Source organism: Kribbella kalugense, assembly GCF_004365875.1.
Lineage (GTDB): Bacteria > Actinomycetota > Actinomycetes > Propionibacteriales > Kribbellaceae > Kribbella > Kribbella kalugense.
Genome location: NZ_SODF01000002.1, coordinates 1216329 through 1237856, shown reverse-complemented (window position 1 = coordinate 1237856; position 21528 = coordinate 1216329). Strand labels below are relative to the sequence as shown.

23 protein-coding genes are annotated in these 21528 nt (G+C 68.5%); 11 read left to right on the top strand and 12 right to left on the bottom strand.

The genetic code is table 11. From position 1 onward, the window contains the following. Positions 1-2: 2 nt before the first annotated feature. Positions 3-2117, bottom strand: coding sequence for a DUF4328 domain-containing protein (locus EV650_RS23745; protein ID WP_238174410.1), 2115 nt, complete (start codon positions 2115-2117; stop codon positions 3-5). 229 nt (positions 2118-2346) lie between these two features. Then, the gene (locus EV650_RS23740) at positions 2347-3072 is read right to left on the bottom strand and encodes a DUF4328 domain-containing protein (RefSeq protein WP_134121217.1); all 726 of its coding nucleotides are present in this window, start codon (positions 3070-3072) and stop codon (positions 2347-2349) included. 109 nt (positions 3073-3181) lie between these two features. On the opposite strand from EV650_RS23740, the gene EV650_RS23735 reads away from it, so the two are divergent. Continuing rightward, positions 3182-3655, top strand: coding sequence for a methylated-DNA--[protein]-cysteine S-methyltransferase (locus EV650_RS23735; protein WP_134121216.1), 474 nt, complete (start codon positions 3182-3184; stop codon positions 3653-3655). Positions 3656-3798: 143 nt separating this feature from the next. Further along, a complete protein-coding gene (locus tag EV650_RS23730) occupies positions 3799-4113 on the top strand; it encodes a hypothetical protein (protein WP_134121215.1) in 315 nt (104 codons plus the stop codon). Positions 4114-4196: 83 nt separating this feature from the next. Here EV650_RS23730 and EV650_RS23725 read toward each other — a convergent pair whose 3' ends face one another. After that, positions 4197-5024 carry a hypothetical protein gene (locus EV650_RS23725; RefSeq protein ID WP_134121214.1) on the bottom strand — a complete coding sequence of 276 codons (828 nt, stop codon included), beginning with the start codon at positions 5022-5024 and terminating at the stop codon, positions 4197-4199. A 373-nt stretch (positions 5025-5397) separates the two neighbouring features. Between EV650_RS23725 and EV650_RS23720 the strand changes: the two genes are divergently transcribed. The 3 genes from EV650_RS23720 (at position 5398) to EV650_RS40435 (ending at position 7172) form a co-directional block, all read left to right on the top strand. Further along, positions 5398-5940 carry a peptidylprolyl isomerase gene (locus tag EV650_RS23720; RefSeq protein WP_134121213.1) on the top strand — a complete coding sequence of 181 codons (543 nt, stop codon included), beginning with the start codon at positions 5398-5400 and terminating at the stop codon, positions 5938-5940. Between the two features lie 58 nt (positions 5941-5998). Further along, a complete protein-coding gene (locus tag EV650_RS23715) occupies positions 5999-6742 on the top strand; it encodes a rhomboid family intramembrane serine protease (RefSeq protein WP_134121212.1) in 744 nt (247 codons plus the stop codon). Between the two features lie 271 nt (positions 6743-7013). Then, on the top strand, positions 7014-7172 hold the full coding sequence (locus EV650_RS40435) for a hypothetical protein (RefSeq protein WP_166678249.1): 159 nt from the start codon (positions 7014-7016) through the stop codon (positions 7170-7172). 18 nt (positions 7173-7190) lie between these two features. Here the strand turns inward: EV650_RS40435 and EV650_RS23710 are convergent, their stop codons facing one another. Then, on the bottom strand, positions 7191-7760 hold the full coding sequence (locus EV650_RS23710) for a TetR family transcriptional regulator (protein WP_134121211.1): 570 nt from the start codon (positions 7758-7760) through the stop codon (positions 7191-7193). Between the two features lie 125 nt (positions 7761-7885). Here EV650_RS23710 and EV650_RS23705 point away from each other — a divergent pair, with 125 nt between their 5' ends. Together EV650_RS23705 and EV650_RS23700 are read left to right on the top strand one after the other, a co-directional pair. Beyond that, positions 7886-8848 carry an ABC transporter ATP-binding protein gene (locus EV650_RS23705; RefSeq protein ID WP_134121210.1) on the top strand — a complete coding sequence of 321 codons (963 nt, stop codon included), beginning with the start codon at positions 7886-7888 and terminating at the stop codon, positions 8846-8848. Then, positions 8845-9570 carry an ABC transporter permease gene (locus EV650_RS23700; RefSeq protein WP_134121209.1) on the top strand — a complete coding sequence of 242 codons (726 nt, stop codon included), beginning with the start codon at positions 8845-8847 and terminating at the stop codon, positions 9568-9570. The genes EV650_RS23705 and EV650_RS23700 overlap by 4 nt, the downstream gene beginning before the upstream one ends. Here the strand turns inward: EV650_RS23700 and EV650_RS23695 are convergent. Genes EV650_RS23695 through EV650_RS23685 form a run of 3 tightly spaced genes read right to left on the bottom strand, consistent with a single transcriptional unit; the run spans position 9565 to position 12885 of the window. Further along, positions 9565-10578, bottom strand: coding sequence for an S-adenosylmethionine:tRNA ribosyltransferase-isomerase (locus tag EV650_RS23695; RefSeq protein ID WP_134121208.1), 1014 nt, complete (start codon positions 10576-10578; stop codon positions 9565-9567). The two genes, EV650_RS23700 and EV650_RS23695, sit on opposite strands and share 6 nt — an antisense overlap. Further along, entirely contained in the window at positions 10575-11294 is a 720-nt protein-coding gene (locus EV650_RS23690) for an SDR family NAD(P)-dependent oxidoreductase (RefSeq protein ID WP_134121207.1), read from the bottom strand. Before EV650_RS23690 ends, EV650_RS23695 begins: the two co-directional genes overlap by 4 nt. A 40-nt stretch (positions 11295-11334) precedes the next feature. Continuing rightward, positions 11335-12885, bottom strand: coding sequence for an FAD-binding oxidoreductase (locus tag EV650_RS23685; protein ID WP_134121206.1), 1551 nt, complete (start codon positions 12883-12885; stop codon positions 11335-11337). A gap of 118 nt (positions 12886-13003) precedes the next feature. Here EV650_RS23685 and EV650_RS23680 point away from each other — a divergent pair, with 118 nt between their 5' ends. From EV650_RS23680 to EV650_RS23670, 3 genes are all read left to right on the top strand, one after another. Then, positions 13004-13642 carry a TetR/AcrR family transcriptional regulator gene (locus EV650_RS23680; protein ID WP_134121205.1) on the top strand — a complete coding sequence of 213 codons (639 nt, stop codon included), beginning with the start codon at positions 13004-13006 and terminating at the stop codon, positions 13640-13642. A gap of 65 nt (positions 13643-13707) precedes the next feature. Continuing rightward, positions 13708-15171 (top strand): glycerol-3-phosphate dehydrogenase/oxidase, encoded by a 1464-nt coding sequence (locus EV650_RS23675; protein WP_238174409.1) that lies wholly within the window; start codon positions 13708-13710, stop codon positions 15169-15171. A 70-nt stretch (positions 15172-15241) separates the two neighbouring features. Next, the gene (locus EV650_RS23670; protein ID WP_134121203.1) at positions 15242-16195 is read left to right on the top strand and encodes a DUF4328 domain-containing protein; all 954 of its coding nucleotides are present in this window, start codon (positions 15242-15244) and stop codon (positions 16193-16195) included. Here the strand turns inward: EV650_RS23670 and EV650_RS23665 are convergent. Further along, positions 16183-16938, bottom strand: coding sequence for a protein phosphatase 2C domain-containing protein (locus tag EV650_RS23665; RefSeq protein WP_238174408.1), 756 nt, complete (start codon positions 16936-16938; stop codon positions 16183-16185). The genes EV650_RS23670 and EV650_RS23665 overlap by 13 nt on opposite strands. A 92-nt stretch (positions 16939-17030) precedes the next feature. After that, positions 17031-17921: an NAD-dependent epimerase/dehydratase family protein gene (locus EV650_RS23660; protein WP_238174407.1), complete on the bottom strand. Its 891-nt coding sequence runs from the start codon at positions 17919-17921 to the stop codon at positions 17031-17033. A 110-nt stretch (positions 17922-18031) separates the two neighbouring features. Between EV650_RS23660 and EV650_RS23655 the strand changes: the two genes are divergently transcribed. Then, positions 18032-18637, top strand: a complete 606-nt coding sequence (locus EV650_RS23655; protein ID WP_134121202.1) for a pentapeptide repeat-containing protein — start codon at positions 18032-18034, stop codon at positions 18635-18637. Positions 18638-18713: 76 nt separating this feature from the next. Here EV650_RS23655 and EV650_RS23650 read toward each other — a convergent pair whose 3' ends face one another. The 3 genes from EV650_RS23650 to EV650_RS23640 all read right to left on the bottom strand — a co-directional run bounded on the left by EV650_RS23650 (position 18714) and on the right by EV650_RS23640 (position 21463). Further along, entirely contained in the window at positions 18714-19361 is a 648-nt protein-coding gene (locus EV650_RS23650) for a VanZ family protein (protein ID WP_166678248.1), read from the bottom strand. A gap of 225 nt (positions 19362-19586) precedes the next feature. After that, complete coding sequence (locus tag EV650_RS23645; RefSeq protein ID WP_134121200.1) at positions 19587-21020, bottom strand: MFS transporter; 1434 nt, start codon at positions 21018-21020, stop codon at positions 19587-19589. Continuing rightward, positions 21017-21463: a MarR family winged helix-turn-helix transcriptional regulator gene (locus EV650_RS23640; RefSeq protein ID WP_238174406.1), complete on the bottom strand. Its 447-nt coding sequence runs from the start codon at positions 21461-21463 to the stop codon at positions 21017-21019. Before EV650_RS23640 ends, EV650_RS23645 begins: the two co-directional genes overlap by 4 nt. Between the last annotated feature and the right edge of the window lie 65 nt (positions 21464-21528).

Here is a 21528-nt window from a genome sequence, read left to right as displayed (position 1 = left end):
GATCAGATCCAGCGGCCACGGCGCGGTTGGGTCCGCGGCGCGGTCGGCTGCTCCGGGTCCTCGGGCTGCTCCTCGTAGGCGTACGGCGACTGCTGCTGGTACTCGGTCTGCTCAGGCTCCGGCGAGTACTGCGTACCGTACGACTCGGTCGCGTAGTTCGGGCTGTAGGTCTCGTACGACTCGGTGCTGTTGGTGTACTCCGAGCCGCCGCCGTTGTTGTTGCTGTAGGCGTCGTACTCGTAGCTGCCGTTCGAACTCGAGTAGTCCGAGTTGTAGCCGCTGTACTCCGAGCTGTACGACGACGAGGAGTAGTCCGACTCGTAGCTGGTGCTGCTGTAGTCCGAGTTGCTGTCGTTGCTGGAGTACGACGACGGCTCCGGACCGTACGACGGGACCGGCGGCAGCGGCTTCGACGGCGTCAGGAAGTCGTCCGGCTCCTGGTAGGTCGGGGCCGGCGTCGGCTCGTAGTACCCGGAGGACGCGGACACGTGCGACGACGGCTGGTTGTGCTCGGACTGCCCGTAGACGCTGTGATCGGTGTAGCTCGAGTAGTCCGGCTCCGGCTGCGTGGCGTGGCTCGGCACGGCCGGCTGAATCGCCGATGGGCTGTCGACCGCGACCCGAGCGGCCCGACGTCCGGCGCGCGCAACTGGCGCGGGCTCAGGCTCGGGTGCGGTCCGGACCTCCGCGGGGGAGGACGTGTACTCCGACTCGTACGTGTACGGCTCGGAGTAGCGAGTGGCCCACGAGTCCTCGGCGGGCTGCTGCGGCTCCGGCTGGTACGCGTACGGGTCGGGCTGGGCGACGGTCATCGGCGCGGCCTCGTCGAGCCAGCTGCTGGTGGTCGTCGTACCCAGCACGTCGTCGGTGTTGTTGTAGTCGCTCCAGGAGGTCTGCGACTCGTACGTCGTCTCGGCGGCCGGCTTCTCGTCCCGCCACGATTCGATCGGGCTGAACTGCTCGGTGGCCGGACCGGCTTCGTCGTCACGCCAGTTGTCCACGACCGGAGCGAACGGGCTCCACTTCGGCGAGTCCTCGACGCCGGGGTCGCCGGCGAAGGCAGCCGGTGCGGCAGCGCCGTCGCCCGGGAAACCCTGCGGTGCAGCGGGAGCCGGCGCGAACGGGCTCGGTGCGGGCGCTTGCGGTGCGTAGGCCGCCGGGGCTTGCGGTGCGGCCGGAGCGTACGCCGGGGGAGCCTGCTGTGCTGCCGGCGCGAACGGGCTGTCGATCGGGGCCTGCGGACCGCCGGCCATCTGCAACTGCGGCTGCGGCTCGCGGACCAGACCCAACGCCGGCGCGGTGGCGATCGGCTCGGAGATCGCGGGCTGCTCGTCGGTGTCGTCATTCGCGTACGACGGAACCTGCGTCACCTCGTACGACGGTACGGCGCTGAGCTTCGGGCCCTGGTCCCACCACGGCACCCACTTGCGGGTGGTCTGCATGTGGGTGATCTTGCGGATCACCATCGTCGCGGCGACTGCGGAGACCGCGGTCAACACGAGGGACGCCGTACCTGCCAGGGCGATCCCGCGGAGCGACCCGACGGTCGCCTCCATCCACATCAGGAACCGGCGGACCACGACGTCGAACGCGAGAGCGCCGATCCAGGCGACCCACCAGACAGACGTCAGCGGCGGAGTCCTGAACCGGCGCAGGTCGTCTGTGTAGACAGGGGTCTTGGGGTCGCTGGCGAGCCAGACGTCGTCGACGATCTGCTTCGGGTACCAGAGGTTGGGGCCGGGGCAGAACCAGCTCGCCAGCACCCAGCCGTGGCTGCGGCGGTGGTCGGCCTGGCAGAACACCTCGGAGTTGACCCGGGCCCGCCAGAGCCAGATGACGAAGACGACCGCGGCGGCGACGGAGATGATCACGTTCGGGATCGCGGTGACCTTGGCGATCGCGTCGGCGCGGTTCAGATCCGCGTCGTCGACGTTCGGCATACCGCCGAGGTAGCGGTGGACAACGGAGTACGTGTTCCAGTCCGACCAAGTGGACAGCAGGTGCGTGACCGTCGATGCGCCCAGCAGTCCGATCGCGATCTTGCCGACCGTCCCGACTTGCTGGAACTCTTCAGCCGCGTGCGGCTGCCAATCTTCCTGGTCCTCGACATCGGTCATTAATGCCTGCGGGTGGCTCACGTCTCGCGTCCCTCGCGTTGCTGGAACTCCGTCGTCTCTTCGGCGCTTCGGCCAGGTCCTGCCCCCGCATGACCGAGCCACATTGATACCACGAAGTAGGTACGCCAAGGGAGTCGGCCCCAGCACGGAGGGTGTCGACTTAACGTGTTCTTTTCGTACGCCCATCACCAGTGGTAACGAGGCATTCGACGGGGCGTGACGGTTTGGTTTACACCGCAGGAGGTTGGTAGCCACTGTGCGGTGTCCCGACCGCCCACCACGGCACCCATGGACGCGTGCTCTGCAGTTCGTCGATCCGCTGAATCAGGATCACCGCGAGCACGGCCGCGCCGGTGGTGAACAGCGCCGAGACGGTGGACAGTATGACGTTGGTCCGCAGATCTCCTAGCTGCGACGCGCCGGCAAGAACGCCTCTTTGTACGATGTTTCCGCTGACCAGCCCGATCACCCAGGTGATCCACCAGGCCCAGACCAGCTGTGTGCCCGGGATGTTCTTGAGTTCCGGGGTGTGCGGATCGGTCCGCGGATCGCTGGCCGCGACGATGTCGTCGACGACCTGCTTCGGGTACCAGAGGTTGACCACCGGGACCAGCCAGCAGCCGAGCACCCAGCCGCGGGTGAACCGGTGCTCGCCGCGGCAGAACATCTCCGCGTTCCACCGGACCCGCCAGAGCCAGACGATGAACACCGCCGCGGCCGCGAACAGCGCGATGGCGGAGATGATGCCGAGCGACCCGGAGATCAGGCTGGCCTCGTCCAGCTTCTGCGGATCCGCGCCGTACGTCTTGAGGGTGCGGTAGGAGAACCAGTCCGACCATGCGGTCGCCCAGGTGGTGACCGTGACCAGTCCGATCAGGATCGATGCGCCGACACCCATCGCCCGCTCGGAACTGAACCACCGGTCCAGCGGTACGCGTGACGCCTGGCTCGGCATGGATCACACATAGCACAACACCGCGTGACCGGGCGAGGACAACACGTTGCGTCACGTCCGTGACGCATTTCCGCCGGAAACTGTCGGTGGCAGCGGTCAGGATGGTCGTATGCGCTGGTCTGTCATCGATTCGCCGATCGGCGAGCTGACCCTTGCGGTCGACGACACCGGGCTGTGCCGGCTGCACTTCGGTGCCGCCGACCGTCCGGTCACGGCCGATCCGCTGCTGACCGAGGCCGCCGAGCAACTGAAGGCGTACTTCGCCGGCGAGCTCCAGGAGTTCTCGCTGCCGTTGTCGGTCCGCAACGGCTCCGACTTCGAGCGCGCGGTCTGGACCCAACTGTCCCGGATCCCGTACGGCGAGATGCAGACGTACGGCGAGGTCGCGAAGATCGTCGGCGACGCGGGCGCCGCCCGGGCCGTCGGGACGGCCTGCAACCGGAATCCGATCGCGATCGTGCTGCCCTGCCATCGAGTGGTCGGAGCGGGCGGGAAGATGGTCGGCTTCGGCGGCGGCATCCCGACCAAGCGCCACCTGCTCGAGCTCGAGGCCCGGGTCACCCTCGAGACGCTGTGGACCTGAGCCGGACGTCAGACCTTGGGCAAGACCTGACGAAGATCTGACACTCGGTCGGGGCTGATCCGGGGCGCAGTGGTGCCGTTGGGGCACTAACGTTTGAAGCGAGCGATTCAGGCGCCCTCCCACCTGCCTTGGAAGACATACAAATGAACAGAGACCGCACCCCTGACCACCCCCACCCCGACCTCAGTGCCCTGATGGACAAGAGCGCCGAGGAATGGTCGGCCCCCGAGATCCAGGACGCCGCGCGCGCGGCACTCCGGATGCACGCACCCGACCAGGAACCGCTGACCTGGACCCGGCGGCTCAAGGTCATCCCCTGGCTGCACCGCAACGACGCGGTCTGCCTGAGCTGCGGCGGCACGTATCCCTGCATCACGCACCGGTACGCCACCCAACTGCTGTCCGCCGGCCGCTACACGATGACGCGAGCGGACGACCCGGAACCGCAGGTCAACTGACCAGAGCGTCGTTCGCGCAAGGCGACGTACAAACGAAGGTCCCGAACCCAACCTGGGTTCGGGACCTTCGCCGTTGCGGTGAATCAGGAATCGGTGGGCTTCGACTCGCTCGAACCCGTCGGCTTCCTGGTGGTGGTCTTCTTCGTCGCGCCGTTCGACGCGGCCTTCACTTCGTCCTTGGCCTCGTCCTTAACGCCGTCCTTGGCGCTGTCCTTGACCTCGTCCGGCTTGGCCTCCGCCTTCGGAGCCTCCGCCTTCGGGGTGTCGGTCTTGCCGTTGGTCGACGTGCTGGTCGACGTGCTCGACGACGTGGTGTCCGTCGGGCGTGGCGTCGTACCGGCCGGGGCGGAGCTGTAGTCGCGACCACTGGTCGGGGTCGACTGCCAGGCCGGCTCCGGCGGAGTCAGCAACTTCTTGACCGCAGCTGCGGCGAGTGCACCGAGGCCGAGGAACAGCACCACGTTGCGGAGCTTGTGGCTCTTCTTCGGTACCTCGAGCTCGCCCTTGAGCGCGGCCTTGGTGGCCTTGCCACGACGGGCCGTCTCCTCGACGACCGGCTCGGCGGCGGCCGCGAGGGTCGCCAGCGCGGCGGTCACCTTCGGCAGTACGTCGTCGTTCAGCCGCTCGCGAGCCCTCTCGGCCGCGTGCTCGGTGGCCGGGCCGACCTTGGCGAGCGCGTCGTCGAGGACCGGACCTGCCTTCTCCACCGCCTGGTGGGCGAGATGTGCGCCCCGCTCGACGGCCTTCTCGGCGTACGGCGACACCTTCTCCCGTGCGGTGCCCACGGCCGGCCCGAAGTGCTCACGGACCTGACCGACGGCCGGTCCGAGCTTCTCCGACGCCGACTCTGCGAATGGCCGGACCCGGTCCTTCGCGACCTCGACCCGGCCCTTGGACTTCCTCAAACCCACGGTTCCCTCCTCGGTGCCGCCCGCCCCAGCGGACAGCTCTCCCGCCCATCGGCGACATGGGCTCGTTCTGGTTACGGCTCTGGACAAATCCGGCTGCATCTGCATCGTACGACCTCACGAGCCAATCTCCCGGTGCCCACTCCTGCTATACCCCAACCACCCCCGTCCATCTCAGGGGTCAACCCCTCGGATTGCCGGTTGCGGAGCCAGAATCCACCTCCGCAACCGACCACCTCCGGGGTTGACCCCCGAGACGTCCTCTCGGCACTTCCCTGGTCTGAGCGGAGCGAGGGGCGGGTTGTTGGTCTTGTTTTTTGAGTGGCATGACAGGATCGACGGTGTAATCCGCATTTTCCGACTAGGAGTGACTCCCGTGGCCGAAGAGCTGTACGCAACCCTGCAGACGAACAAGGGCGACGTCGTCATCAGGTTGTTTCCGAATCAAGCGCCGAAGACGGTGAGCAACTTCGTCGGCCTGGCCGAGGGCACCAAGGAGTGGACCGACCCCGAGACGGGTCAGCCCGTCACCAAGCCGTTCTACGACGGTCTGGGCTTCCACCGGGTGATCGACGGATTCATGATCCAGGGCGGCTGCCCGCTCGGCACCGGCACCGGTTCGCCCGGGTACGCGTTCGACGACGAGATCCACCCGGAGCTCCAGTTCGACCGTCCGTACCTGCTCGCGATGGCCAACGCCGGCATCCAGTACGGCCACGGCACCAACGGCTCGCAGTTCTTCGTCACGGTCGTGCCGACCCCGCACCTGAACCGCAAGCACACGATCTTCGGCGAGGTTGCCGACGACGACTCGCGGAAGGTCGTCGACGCGATCGCCACCGCGAAGACCGCACCCGGCGACCGGCCGCTCGAGCCGATCGTGATCAACAAGGTCGTCGTCGAGCGCAAGAACGCCTGACTTTCCCGCGGGGCCGGCGCGAACCGGCCCCGCAGCTTCCAGGGGAGGACCCGCCCGCGTGACCGAGACCGTCTGCTACCGGCACCCGGATCGGCCCGCCGGCGTGCGCTGCCAGCGCTGCGACCGGCCGATCTGCCCGGCCTGCATGAACAGTGCAGCCGTCGGCTTCCAATGCCCGAGCTGCTTCAACGAGGGCGTCCGATCGGTCCCACGGACCCGGACCTCGCTCGGCGGCATCCAGCGCGGCAACCAGCCGATCGTCACCTACACGATGCTGGCGCTCAACGTGCTGGTCTTCATCCTCGTGCACGTCGGCCCCCCGCGGATCCTCCAGGACCTGGTGATGGTGCCGATGCTGACGGAGAGCGAGCCGTGGCGGCTGCTCACGTCGGCCTTCACCCACGTGCAAATCTTCCACATCTTCTCGAACCTGTTCATGCTCTGGCAGCTCGGCCCGCCCCTCGAGCACATGCTCGGCCGGCTGCGCTTCACGGCTCTCTATTTGCTGTCAGCGCTAGGCGGCAGCGTCGCGGTCTGGATCCTGTCCGCACCCGGTGGTGCGACCCTCGGCGCGTCCGGCGCGGTCCTCGGCCTGGTCGGCGCCCTGCTGGTGATCAGCCGCGCCCGGAACCAGGACATCACCTGGATCATCATGTACGTCGGAGTTACCGCCGTACTGTCATTCGTGATCCCGAACGTCTCCTGGGAAGGCCACCTGGGCGGCTTCATCGTCGGCGCCGCCCTCGCCTGGGTCTTCCTCCAACTCTCCAAACGCAAACCCCGCAACAAACAAACGGCCTAGGCCGTATCCGGCGACTCCGCGCCGTAGCGAGCAGGTGCTCGGTGTGGTGCATCGGCGTGCGGGGGCGAAGGTCTCGATGCGGAGCATCGTGGCCTTTGCACCCGTGCGGCGAGGTGCCGTGCCGGGTGCCGCGCAGTAGGCGCGGGGTCGCCGGATACGGCCTATGCCACAACTTTTGCTCAGTTGAATCAAAGGTGGTGACAACTGGGTCGAAGTACTCGTCTAATCAGGTGACGTCCCGACGGGGGACCAACTTGGTAAGGACATCCAGATGAGCCCACGCGCGGTGGACAAACGAGCTCGGCCCGGCAACGAGGCGCATCGGACGGCCTGTGCCTCGCCGACCGACGCGATCGCGGCGCTCAAGGACGCAGGCCACCTCGACGTACGGATCGCCGACAAACCAGTCAAGGTCCCCGCCGACCACTGACAGTCAGCTTGGGGTCGGTTAGGCGAGGAGGCGGCGGCCGCCGGGGGCTAGTTCTTCGAAGCCGTGGCGGATCAGGTCGGCGCGATCGCCTCCGACACGGAGCCACTCCTGTGCGGCCGCATCCAGTACGGCGCCGGCCGCGCAGGTGAGCAGGTCCGCGGTGAACTCGTCCAAGTCCGACCCGGCTCGCTTCCGCAGCGCTTCACTCACCTTCCGCCGCAGCTCGTCGCGCTTGTCCACCATCCGCGCCCGCAGACTCGGCGACGACTCGACCAGCTCGAGCGTCTGACCCGAGGCGAACACCTGCTCCTGCCAGCGCGTCATCACCTCGCGCAGCACGTCCCAGTCGTCGCCCTCCGCGGTCCCGATCTCAGCGGCCATCTGATCCGCGAGCTCGTCCACACCGTGGAAGACCACGTCGTCCTTGGCCGGGAAGTACCGGAAGAAGCTCCGCTTCGACACCCCGGCCGCCGCAGCGATGTCGTCCACCGTCGTCGCGTCGTACCCATGCTCGGCAAACAACTCGATCGCCACCGCAGCCAGCTGCGCCCGTACGACGTCACGCGTCCGCGCCCGAAGTCCCGTCACGCCCCCGAGTGTACCGACGGCTATTCGCTGCCCGTTCTGTCATCAAGTGCCACAGCTGACACGCGGACCGACGTGGGTCTGCGGAGTAACCTCGGTAGTCCGACGGTGAATGAAGGAGCCGCGCGGTGACCGACGAAGGCACCGGTATCTCGAGCTCTCCGGCGTTGTCGGCCAACGGGCTGGGCAAGCGCTTCGGCAGCCGTGTGGCCTTTGATGACGTCTCGTTCGAGATCGGGTACGGCGAAGTGTTCGGGTTCCTCGGGCCGAACGGTGCCGGCAAGACGACGACCGTACGGACGCTCGGCACGCTGCTCACCCCGACCGCAGGTTCAGCCACCGTCGCCGGTCTGCCTCTGATTCCGGACAACGGCGTGGAGATCCGCCGGCGGATCTCGATCATGCCCGAGTCGCCAGGCCTGTACCTGCGACTGACCGTGCTCGAGAACCTGCAATGCTTCGCCGATCTGTACGAGGTCTCCGCCGCACGTGATCGGATCGACCAGGCGTTGCAGGCAGTCCATCTGACGGAGAGAGCGCACGACACCTGCGGCTCGTTGTCGAAGGGCCTGAAGCAACGGGTGGCGCTCGCCCGGGCGCTGCTCAACGATCCGCAGGTGTTGTTCCTCGACGAGCCGACCTCCGGACTCGATCCGGTCGCCGCCCGCGAGGTGCACGAGCTGATCGACGGACTCCGTCAGCGCGGTGTCACGATCTTCCTCACCACCCACCGCCTGGACGAAGCGGAACGGCTCTGCGACCGCGTCGCCATCCTGAACACCACACTCCGCACCGTAGGCCGGCCCGACCAACTACGCGACGAACTCTTCGCCCGGACCCTCAACGTGCGCACGGTCAGTCCGCTCTCCAACCCAGCCGACGTGTTCCTTGGCGTTGAGAGCGTCTCGGGCTGGCGCGAGGACGGTCCCTCGACCTACGTGCTGACTGTGACGGATCCGGCGCTTGCGGCACCAGGTGTCACTCGTGCCCTGGTGAAGGCCGACGCGGACGTGCTGTCGATCAGCGTGTCGCATCACAGCCTCGAGGACGTCTACCTCGAGCTCATCGACGTACCGGCAGGCCTGTCATGAGCGTGAACAGGAGACTGGTCCGCGCGATCGTGTCCAAGGAGCTGCGCGAGTTCCGGCGGAACCGGACCCTCGCGGCCGGGATGGCCATCATTCCGCTCGTCTTCTCCGTCCAGCCGCTGATCAGCGTGTTCGCCCTGACGTCATCGGCGTCGGGGCCGTTGCGGCACGAACACGTGCTGCTGTACATGCTCGGCATCCCGGCGCTCGTACCGTCGCTGGTCGCCTCCTACTCGATCGTCGGCGAGCGTGAGCAGGGCACCCTCGAGCCACTTCTCACCACCCCGATCCGCCGCGAGGAACTCCTGCTCGGCAAGGCTCTCGCGACGTTCCTCCCCGCAATCGCCGTCGCGTACGGCGTCTTTGCTCTCTTCCTGGTCTGTGTCGGGGTCTTCGCGAAGCCTGGTGTGGCCTCGGCTCTCATCCGCCCGTCCGACCTGCTCGCCCAAGTGGTGTTCACACCACTGCTGGCCGGATGTTCGATCTGGATCGCGATCGTGATCTCGACGCGCTTCAACGATGTCCGGGTGGCCCAGCAACTCTCCACCGTCGCCAGCCTGCCGGCCGTGGCCCTGGCGGTCCTGGTCGCTCTGAACGTGATCCAGCCGTCCCTGCGGACAGCGATCCTCGCCGCCGTCATTCTCCTCGTGCTGAACCGCATCGGCTGGCGCGTCGCGTCGCTGATGTTCGACCGCGAGCGCCTGATCACCGGCACGAAGTCATGAATCCCTCAGCAGCAGACAACTGTCGCCGAACTCGTGCCACAGATACTGCTCGCTCAGCGCAGCGTCGTACGCCCTCTGGACTGTGTCATCACCCACCACCGATTCCAGCAACAGAAGGTGCGAGGCCTCGGGTGCATGCATGCCGGTGACGAGACCGTCGACAACGCGGACCGGATGACACGGGCTGAGGACCAGATCGGTCCAGCCATGAGCCGGACTGACCGACCCGTCGTCCCCGGCGGCTGATTCGATGGCTCGGACAGCAGTGGTGCCCACTGCGATGACCCGGCCGCCGTTGGCCTTGACCCAGTTCACCAAACGGGCAGTGTGCGCAGGTACGTCGTACCGCTCGGGCTGAGGCGGTTCGTGGCTCTCCAGCGAGGAAACGCCGCAGTGCAGCAGAATCGGCGCGATCAGTACGCCCTGCGACGCCAGGTGACTCACCAGCTCGAAACTGAACGGCCTTGCGGCGCTTGGCATCTCAGCGCTACCAGGCTCCCGCGCAAAGACGGTCTGGTACGCCGCTAGCGGCCAACGCTTGCCCACGTAGTTGTAGGTGATCGGACGACCGTGCCGCTGCAGATAGCCGAGCACATCGGGCACTGGAGGCCTGGCGATCCACAGGCGGTTGTTCTCCGGGTGGTACGGCGCCAGCAGGGTCAGCACGCCCTCCGGGAGCTCCACCTGATCACCCGCCGTACCGTTGAGCTTCGGCGCACCGCCGTCGCGCAACTCGACCACCCAGGTGCCGTCGTCGAGTGCTGTGGAGAAGTGCACGGTGATCGACGCGCTGTCGACCGCGGCAGGCAATGTGCCGGACGTGTTCACCAGCAGCAGGTCTCCGGGCCGCAGGTACTCACCGATCCGGTCGAAGCGGGTGTGCGCGACGGTCGACCCCTCCGCGACCAGCAGCTTCACGTGGTCCCGCGACAGGCCTCGAGCCTCCGGCGGTTCGCCGGCGTTCAGCGCGTCCGGCAGCTCGAATCTGGTGTGTGGGTGCACTGTCACGACGACACCGCCGCCGCGAACTCGGCAGCCCGGTACCGACCACTCGCCGGCCGACTGTCCAGCAACTGCAGGAACGCCGGTATGACGGTCGCCGGCTCAGGCCGGTCCGAGATGTCCTCACCGGGGAACGCGGCCTGGTGCATCGCAGTCCGCAGATCGCCCGGATCGACGGCGTACACAGACAGCGTGGGGTGCTCGGCCGCCAGAACGCGGGTCGCGTGGTCCAGTGCGGCCTTGGCGGAGCCGTAGCCACCCCAGGTCTCGTAGGCCTCCACCGCGGCATCGGAGCTGATGTTGATCAGCACACCGGTCGCCGTAGTGAGTGCGGGCAGCAGTGCCTGAGTGAGCGCGATCGGTGCGAGTACGTCGACCTCGTAGACATGACGGAGTTCGTCGAGGTCCGCTGAGGCGAGCGCCTGCAGAGGGCTCGGACCGAGGTAGCTGGCGTTGTTGACGAGCAGGTCGAGCCGACCGAGCTGGTTCACGGCTTCGACCAGGTCGGCCCGGTGCTCGGAATCGGTCACGTCACCGGCGAGCGGGACCACGTCGGTGCGGTCGGCCAGCGCATCAGCCGCGTCCTTCAGCGGACCGGCGCCCCGGGCGTCGATCACCAGCGTCCAGCCACGGTCGGCCAGCCCGTGAGCCAGTGCGAGACCGAGTCCGGCGGACGCACCGGTGATCAGGGCGACAGGACGGTTCGAGGAATCAGGAGTCATGCCGACACCGTCGTACCTCAAGCAAACTTGAAGTCAAGGCTCAGATCAGGATGCCCGGATTCATCACGCCGTCCGGGTCGAGGGTGTGCTTGACGGCCTGCAGGGCTTCTACGGCGAGCGGGCCGATCTCGGCGTGGTACGCCTCTCGGTGGTCGGTGCCGACGCCGTGGTGGTGGGAGATGGTGCCGCCGGTGTCCGCGATCGCCTTGTTGGCGGCTTGTTTCGCCGTTCGCCACTGGGCCACCGGGTCGTCGGACTGAGCGCAGATGACGGTGAAGTAGAGCGAGGCGCCGGTCTCGTACACATGGGAGATATGGCAGAGGACCAACGGCGGAGTCTCGCTCAAAGCAGCCACGAGAGCCTCGGTGACAGCTGCTTTCAGAGCCGGGATGCGCGACCAGAACGCCGCGGTCTCGAGGGTTTCGACCAGGGCGCCTTCGTCGAGTAGTGGATCACGCAGGTACGGCGCTCGGTAGCGGCCCACCCGCCACGTCTCACCGGGACCCTCACCCGCGTTCTCGCCGCCGGCTGCCGTCAGGACGTCCGCGGTCGCCTGGTTGTACGGGCCGTCGAAGCCGATGATCGCGAGTACGCCGCCTGATCCGCCACCGAGCACGTCCGGGTCGGCCAGGTTCACGGCGGTCTCGACCTCGTCCGACAACCGGAGGACCGTCGGCAACGGTCCGTCCTGGGCAAGTCGTCGTACGGCGGCCAGCCCGACGTCGAAGTTCTCGAACCGCCAGCCCTCGAAATGCCGCTCGGTCGGTCGCGGCCGGATCCGGACCACGACCGACGTGATGATCCCGAACGCCCCCTCCGACCCGAGCACGAGCTGGCGGAGATCCGGCCCGGCCGCGGACATCGGCGCCCGCCCGACCTCGATCGTCCCGCGCGGCGTGGCCAGCGTCAGCCCGACCACCATCTGGTCGAAGCGCCCGTACCCGGCCGACGACTGCCCGCTGGACCGCGCGGCCGCGTAACCGCCGATCGACGCGCCTTCATAAGACTGTGGAAAGTGCCCGAGGGTGTACCCGTGCTCGGCGAGCAACGCCTCCGCGGCCGGACCACGCACGCCTGCCTGCAACGTCGCCGTACGCGACACCTCGTCGAGCTCGACCAGCTGATCGAGCCGGCGCAGGTCCACGGTGACGAAACGCCGCGACGGCGCGAGCCCACCGACAACCGAGGTGCCACCGGAGTACGGCACGACGGCCAGGCCGACGGAAGCAGACCCGGCGAGCAGCGCGGCCACCTCGTCGTGCGTCGCCGGATAGACGACAGCGTCCGGCAGATCCGAGGTGTCGCCGGCCCGATGCCGCAGGAGGTCGGTCGTCGAGTAGCCGCGGGTATGAGCCCAGCGGGAGTCGAGGTCGGTCGACACGTGCTCAGCGCCGACGATCCCGGTGAGGAACGCCAACTGGTCAGCCGCGAGCCCCGGCCGATCCACCGGATCGACGGTCCCTCCAGCAGGTCGCCGTACGCCGAGATGCTTGAGGGCATCGACGGCTGCGGCCGGGAGGTCGACCGGGTGGGCGGGATCGCCCCAGCGGCCGGGCGTGAGTTGCACCACCGGAAGGTCGGATTCGGTCATCGGTGGCTGCCTTTCCGCGGTCGTGCGAGGTAGCGTCCATGGGAGGTGGAACCCCCTGGCTCCCACCTTCCATGGACGGTTCCGGGATGACAGAGTCGCTGATACACTCTGACATGTGATGTCTCAGCGTAGCAGCACCTCTCAGCCCGAGAACACCGGGGAGCAAGAAGCCACTCCCCGTCCCGCGCCGGCGAACGCGATCGGCGAGGAGCGGATCCTGGACGCGGCCTACGAGCTGCTGCTGGCGATCGGAATGCGCCGGATGACGATGGCCGACATCGCCCGGCACGCCGAGGTCTCCCGCGCCACGCTCTACCGGCGCTGGCCGAACGTGCAGGCCGTGGTCGCCGCCCTGATGACGCGCGAGTGGACGATCGCGCTGGTGTCCGCGTTCCAGCCGGACGCCGCCGACGGCCGGGCCCGCCTGGTCGAGGGCGTGGTCGAGGTGGTCGCGAAGACCCGGGTCCACCCGCTGATGCGGAAGATCATCGAGCTCGACCCCGAGTTCCTCACGCCGTACCTGCTGGAGCGTCGCGGCAGCAGCACGGTCGCGCACCTGGCGCTGGTCGAGGAAGGTATTCGCCAGGGGCAGGCCGACGAGTCGATCCGCGACGGCGATCCGGTGTGGCTGGCCCGGCAGATCATCCTGGTCTCGCTGGCATCCGCGGTGTCCGGTCCGGTGATGGCCTCGCACGATGAGTATCCGAAGCTCGACGAGGAGCTGCGCGTGATGCTGACCAGGTATCTAATGCCATGATCACCGTGGGCAACTCGAGTCTCAATGCGGCACGGCGTATTCGTGAGCTTGCCTCACTGAAGAGCGTGGATGTACTGGTCGTCGGCGGTGGCGTCACCGGTGCCGGCGTCGCTCTCGACGCGGCCGCCCGCGGACTCACAGTTGCCCTGGTGGAGAAGCACGACCTGGCCTTCGGGACCAGCCGGTGGAGCTCGAAGCTGGTGCACGGCGGCCTGCGGTACCTCGCGTCCGGGCATGTCGGGATCGCGTACGAGAGCGCGGTCGAGCGCGGCATCCTGATGAAGACGACCGCGCCGCATCTGGTCCACCCGATCCCGCAGATCGCGCCTTGGTTGCCGCAGGCAAAGTTCGTCCAGGCGGCGTTACTGCGGTCGGCGTTCCTCGGCGGCGACGTCCTGCGCACGTTCGCGCGGACCAGCGACGACTACCTGCCGCACTCCCGCCGGGTCAGCTCGGCCGAGATCCTCCGCTACGCGCCGACACTCAAACCCGAGGGCATGCGCGGCGGCTTCCTGACCTGGGACGGCCAGTTGTACGACGACGCCCGGCTGGTCGTCGCGATCGCCCGGACCGCGGCGCAGTACGGCGCTCGCATCCTGACTCGCGTCGCCGCCACCGAGGTCACCGGCCGCGGCGCGGTCCTGGTCGATCAGCTGACCGATCAGCGGCTGCAGGTGGACGCGAAGATCGTCATCAACGCCGCCGGGATCTGGGCCGATCAAGTTGCCTCCGGCATCAAACTGCGGCCGAGCCGGGGCACCCACCTGGTGCTGCCGCAGTCGGTCTTCGGCGGCCTCTCCGCCGTACTCACCGTGCCGGTGCCGGGGGAGCTCCGCCGCGTGGTGATGGCGATCCCCGCGCCCGACGACCGGGTGTACGTCGGCCTGACCGACGAGGAGGCGCCCGGCCCGGTGAGCGACGTACCGCACGCGACCGACGCGGAGATCGACTTCCTGCTGAACACGATCAGTGCCGCCGTCCAGCAGCCAGTGACCCGAGCCGACCTGCTCGGCACGTACGCCGGACTGCGTCCACTCCTCGACACCGGCCACCACAAAGGTGAAGACAAGACCGCGGACATCTCCCGGCGGCACGCGGTGATCACCAGCCCGGACGGTGTGCTGACGATCGTCGGCGGGAAGCTGACGACGTACCGCCGGATGGCGCAGGACGTCCTCGACAAGGCGCTCGAGCAGTCCTCACTCGACGTACGACGACCCTGTCAGACGCACCGGATCCCGTTGGTGGGCGCGGCCGATCGGGTCCGGTTGGCCGCGGTGAAGGCGCCGGCGCGGTTCGTCCAGCGGTACGGCGTGGAGGCGCCGCAGGTGATCGCCGGTCCGCCGGAGTTGCGGGAGCCGATCGCGCCCGGACTGCGGACGACGTACGCCGAGCTGTGGTTCGCCGTACGGCACGAGGGAGCGCTGACCGAGGACGACGTACTGGATCGGCGGACCCGGATCGGGCTGTCGGCGGCGGATCGTGAGTTGGCGCTGCCCGCGGTGCGTGAGGCGTTCGCGGCGGTCTGATCTCGGCTGTGGACGACGGGGTTGCACGCTCCTGGTCTTGGGTTAACTTGGCTGCGGGGAGGTGGAAGGGGTGACACAGCCGAATCCAGGGCCGTACAAGGGACCGTGGCCGTACCCGGTCCCGTTCCAGCAGCTGCCGTACCAGCCGCCGCCGATCCCGCCGCGGTATCGCTCGTTGCGGAAGGTCGCGATCGCCAGCATCGTGCTGATGGGGCTGACCGCGTTGGCCGCGGTGATCCAGTGCGTGCTGCTCTGGCGGTCGTACGACGAGGTCAAGCGGTTCGTGTACGGGCTGCTCTCCGAGGAGGAGATCAACCGCGGCGTCCAGTCGATCGCGGGCACCGGCCCGTTCCTCAACCTGGTCAGCTACCTGCTGATGGGGACCGGGATCGCCTTCCTGATCTGGCTGTGGCAGGCCCGCGAGAACACCGACTTCCTGTACTCACCGTTCGCGCCGCGGCCGGCGTTCCCGGCCGACCCGATGCGCGGTCCGCACCGGCGGGCCTCCGGCTGGGTGGTCGGGGCCTGGTTCTGCCCGATCGTGCAGTTCTGGTACCCGTTCCAGATCGTCGATGACATTGCCAAGGCGAGTGAGCCGCCCGGCGCGACCCGGTCCAGTCGACTGCGGGCGCTGCTGTACGGCTGGTGGGCGACCTGGACCGCGTTCTGGGTGATCCTCGTTGGCGGCGGCACTGTTGCGCTGATCGGGTTCATCGTCTGGTTCATCCGCCTGATCGAGGTGGCGGACAGCAGCGACGCGAGCAGTCCGTACGTCGACATCTACGACATGCAGGACTTCATGGTCCGGGTCGCGCTCGGGGTCGACATCGGCTTCACGGTCGCGACGGTCCTGCTGATCGTGGCCGGTATCGCGGCGTCGCTCCTGATGCTCCAGATCACCGACTGGCAGCAGACCCGCGTCACCCCGCCACCGGTCCGGGATGTGGTGCGGCCGTTGGAGCCTCCGCAGTACGCCCCGCGCTACAACCACCCCGGCCCGGGCTTCCCGACCTACGGACCCTGAAGCAGTACGACGCTCGCATCGTCGTACCGCTTGCCGCTGGTTGTGGACGTCGAGTCATGCCGTCGTACCCGCTCGATCAATTGGCGGAGGCCTTCGGTGGTGAGGACGTCGAGGAGTTCGTCCCAGGAGTGTCCGTAGCGCTCGGTGTAGCGGGACGCTCCGTCGGTGAGGAGTGCGATCGCGTCGACGTCGGCGCGGTCCGTGGTGCCGGTGACCGACTCGTACGCCGCTTTGGGTTCGGTGCTCGCGACCCAGAAGCCGCCGGGCTGGTTGCGCAGGCGGCGTACGGTCTCGAGAGATCGGTCGGGGAGAAGGTCGACGCGGTCGTCGCTGTGGACGGTGATCTGTCCGTCGGGTGACCGAATGACGATGGGCGAGTCCGCCAGGACCAGGTGTTCGATGTGGTCCGGGTGGAGGCGGACCATCGTGACCGTTGAGGACGGGCTGTCCGGGTTGGTGACGTCGCAGGTGCCGGCGTGGGACGCGCGGACCGCGGTGATCGCGTCGGCGAGGAGGTCGGTGAGTGGGGCGGACGAGCGGGTGAGTAGCGGGGTCGCGAGCTGGGTTGCGAGTTGCATGACCACCCAAGCGACCGTGTGCCGGCAACCGGAGTCCACGTGGACCCGCGGAGCGCTGGCCCCGTCGAGCACGACAGCGAAGTCGGGTCCGGTCAGGACCAGATCCTCGTTGACGGCAGGCGGTCGCCGATCCGGCGCGGGCTGACTGATCGAACGGATTTCCACAAACCTAGTGTCGGACCTGCACGCATGCAGAACCCCCTCGGGCGGCGCTAGTTGACCCGAAAACGTGGGTTCTGCATGCGTGGCGGTCCGCTTTAGGCGGGCTCGGCCCAGCTGTCGGCGAGGGATTGGTCGAGGGCGGTCTTGGGTGACCAGCCGAGCTGCTCGCCGATCAGCGTCGTGTCGGCCTGCTGCCACGGCGCGCCGAGTACGGCCTCCTGGTCGGCCTCGTCCACGATCGTGGCCGGCTGACCGCTCAGCTCGAACAGCTGCCCGGCGACGTCCCGGGCCAGGGTCGCCCGCCCGGTCCCAACGTTCAGCACTGGAGGCAGGGTGGCGTCGGCCAGCGCAACCGCGAGCACGGCGTCGGCCACGTCCCGAACGTCGATGAAGTCGCGCCACACATCCAGCGACCCGACCTCGATCAGCTGCCGCGACCGCAGGTCCCGGATCACCCGGCCGGTCAGCGTGTTCTCCGGCGCTCCCGGCCCGATCACGTCGAAGATCCGCAGTACGACGGCATCCGCGCCGCCGCGCTGCGCCCGCAGCACCAGCTCGGACCCGGCCAACTTGGTGATCCCGTACGGTCCGAGCGGCCGGGGCGAGGTCTGCTCGTCGAGGCTGGTCCCGTGCGGCCCACCGCCGTACTCCGCCGCCGTGCCGAGCTGGACGAACCGGGCGTGGCCCGCGTTGTCCCGGACCGAGGCGAGCAGGGCCTCGACGGCGATCACGTTCGCCCGGACCAGCTCGGCCGGCTCGCCGAAGGTGGCGCCGACCGCGTTGATGATCACGGTCGGCTTGTACATCCCGATCTGGGTGTCGAGCGCGTACGGGTGCATCGCGGTCAGGTCGCACCGCCGGTACGGTTCACCCCGGCTCCGGCTCAGCCCGCGGTACTCGACCCCGCGGTCGGAGAGCAGCGCGCAGATCCTGGCACCGAGGAAACCCCCCGCACCGAACACCATCACCCGCTCAGTTCCGGTCACACCTCCATCGTGCGGTCCGTAGTTGTCGGTGGCCCTACCGTTCTCCGTCGTGCGCATCACAGTGTCGGTACGGCGTGACAGGCTGGGGGCCCAGCGAGCGAGGGAGAGCCATGGCTGACCGAGGGCGGCAGGGTGTGCCGACCGAGTCGACGATCCGGGACTGGGACGATGCGGACCCGTCCGGGAAGACCTATCAGCGGGTGCTGTTCATCGACTCGGACCTGACCGAGGTGGACAACCGCGGCGGCGTGTTCGAGGAGTGCACGTTCCGCGGGGTCCGGTTCAACGCCTCGACGCACACCGACGCCGCGTTCGTGAACTGCACGTTCGCCCGGTGCTCGCTGTTCGACACGACGTTCACCCGATGCAAGATGGTCGGCAGCTTCTTCGACGATTGCACCTACAACCTGATGAAGGTGGCCGGCGGGGACTGGTCGTTCACCGCGCTGCCGAGCGCGGACCTGAAGGGGGCCGAGTTCACCGGAGTGAAGCTGCGAGAGGCGGAGCTGAGCGGGATCCGGGCCGCGAAGGCGACGCTGCGGGACCTCGACCTGTCCGGCGCGAGCCTCCAGCGGGCCGACTTCACCGGGGCCGACCTGCGCGGATCGGACCTGTCCACGCTCGACCCGCTGACCGTCACGCTCCGGGACGCCCGAATCGACCTCACCCAGGCGATGGTCATCGCGACCTCGCTCGGACTGGACGTCCGGCCGTGAACAATCGGCCCTGATCTGTGGATATCCCCAGGTCGGCACGCGGTCATCCCCCGTTCCATCCACAACCTGTGGATAACTATCCGGATAACTGTGTATTCGTTCTGTGATATCTCACCGCGGCAGCCGGCCGCCGGGGCGGGACGAGGGTTCCGCGCCGATGCCGGGCCGGTCGCCGGGACCGTCGTACGACGAGCAGCGCGGCGTGCTCGACGACGTACGGCGGGGTGACCAGGAGGCGGCTCCGGGTGAGGAGCTGCAGCCCGGCCGCGAGGCCGACTCCGCAGAAGGCGCCGATCGAATTCGCGACCAGGTCGTGCAGCTGGCAGGAGCGGCCGAGCTGTGGAAGCAGCGCCTGCACCGCCTCGACCGCGGCCGACATCCCGATCCCGGCGGCGATGCCGTCGCCCGGACGACCGCTGGCCAGGGTGAGCATGCCCGCGGCCGGGACGAACAGCAGGATGTTGAGCAGGCCCTGGAGCGACGTCAGTCCGCCGGTGGTGGTCAGGTGCGTGCCGCACTCGCCGACCCGGGCGAGACGATGCGCGGTCGGGCTGAGTGTCGCCGCGATGACCAGCGCGAACGCGGCCGGCATGCAGAACGCGGCCAGCCGGGGGATCAGGTCGCCCGGTCGGCGCAGTGCGGATATGGCGATCGGTAGCGTCATGCCGGTCAGCACGAGCCAGGTGTCCAACAAGTGCGGGATACCGCGATAAGTCTCGAGCACGCGTCCGGACCCTCCCGTGGTCGACCGGCTGCCTCGAACTCTCCTCGTCGATTTCGTTTGCCTGCTTCGACAATCAGCCGACGGCTCCCGCTGCCGCCAGGGCTGTCCGGACATCTGCACGCAGCCGCAAACAGTCCGTGACAGTTTGTGACAGTCCGAACACAAACTGACACGGAAGAAAGGTGCGCAAGGCAACGATCATGTGCCTGCCGACCTGTGTTGGACTTACGGGTTGGTCTTGGACGAGCGGCGGCGGGCGAGAGCGAGGCTGGTCAGCGTCGTGATCGCCATGGCGCCGATGCCGACCAGCGCCGCGGTGGTGTAGGCGCTGTCGTCGGGGAAGAGGTGGCCGAGGCCGGTGCCCGCGGCGAGGATCAGGCCGCCGATGGCGCTGCCCAGGGAGTACCCGACGCTGCGGACGACGTAGTTGAAGCTCATGGCGCTCGACGTCTCGCTCTTGGGCGTGACGGCCAGGATGACGCCAGGCATCGCGGCCGAGAAGCCGCCGACGCCGAAGCCGAGCACGCCCATCGCCACGAACAGTTCGGCCAGGTCCGACCGGGCCGCCGCGAACAGGGCGAACCCGCCGCCGACCACGACGGCGCTGCCGGCCAGGACCAGGGGGCCGGCGATCCGCGTCAGGACCCGTGGCGTGAGCTTGCCGGCGACGAACCCCAGCACCGAGAACGGGATGAGGACCAGCCCGGCGACGAAGGTCGTCAGCCCGAAGCCGTAGCCGGCGCCGTGCGGCGTCTGCGCGTACCGGGTGATGAGCGTGAGCAGGAGGTACATGCCGATCCCGCCGACGAACATGGCGAGGTTCGCCCCGGCGACCGCCGGGTGCCGCGCCGCCCGCACATCGATCAACGGCGTCTTGGTTCGCAGCTCGATGACGGCCCAGACGCAGAGCAGCACCACCGCGACGACGGCGAGGCCCGCCGCCACGGCGAGGTGCCGACTCCACAGATTCCGTTCGCCGGCGAGGAACAGCACCAGGACCAGCGCCGCGGCCAGGACGACCGCGCCTGCCACGTCCACGTGGGCGGAGCGGCCTTCGGGGGCTTCGGGCATGGAGCGCCACGCGGTCAGAAGGGCGGCGGCGGTGACGAGCAGGCCGAGGCCGTAGGCGGCCCGCAGTCCGCCGAACTCGGCGAGCAGCGCGGCCAGCGGGTAGCCGACGCCGGCTCCGATGATGGAGACCACTGAGATCAGGGCGATCGTGGCCGCGCTGCGCTCCTCGGGAAGATGGTCCCGGGCCACGCCCATCATCAGCGCCGTGAGACCGAGTCCGACGCCTTGGGCTGCCCTGCCCACGAGCAGCCAGGCGAACGGCAGCGGCAGCACGGTGAGCGCGCTGCCGGCGACGACGATCGCCAGCGTGGCGAGGATCGTGGCCCGCCGGTGCGGACCGGCTCCGAGCCGGCCGAGGACGGGTGTGGCGACGGCGCCGCTGAGCAGCGCGATGGTCAGCGTCCACTGCGCGCTGCCGAGCGAGACGTGGAACGAGGTCGCCACGCTGGTGATGAGCGGCGTACCCAGGCTGGCGACCGCCGCCACGACCAGAGCGATGAACATCAGGGCGGGGACCAGCAGCCGCGCCTCGGAACGCGCCACCGGGACCGCCTTCCCCGCGACCCCGCCGACCGGCTGCCCGGTCACTGCTTCGGCCCTTCGCGGTCCTGGCTTTCGAGCTCTGCCAGATGCTTCAGCGCCGGAAGGGCCGCCATCAGCGCCTCGACCTCGTCGCCGGGGAGCTCGCCGATCAACCGCTCGAACGCGTCGACGCCCGCCTGGCGCCGCGTCCGGACATAGGCGGCGCCGGCCTCGGTCAGGCACACCAGCGTGACCCGCTTGTCGGACGCGTCGCCCCACCGCTCGACCAGGCCGGACTCCTCCATCACCCGGACCAGGGCGGTCATCGCTGGCTGGGTGACGCCCTCGACCGCGGTCAGATCGGTGATGCGCCGCGGGCCGGTCCGGTCCAGGGTGGCCAGGGTGGCGGCGGACGTCAGGCTCATGTCCCGGGGCAGGCGTCTCGCGGCCCTGGTGGCCAGGTCATAGAGGGTTGCCCCGATGGCGGCGGACGCGTCTTGACGACTCATGCCGGAAGCATAACACTTTTATATTCACAGTTTATGGAAATGCGCTGACCGGGAGATCAACCGAT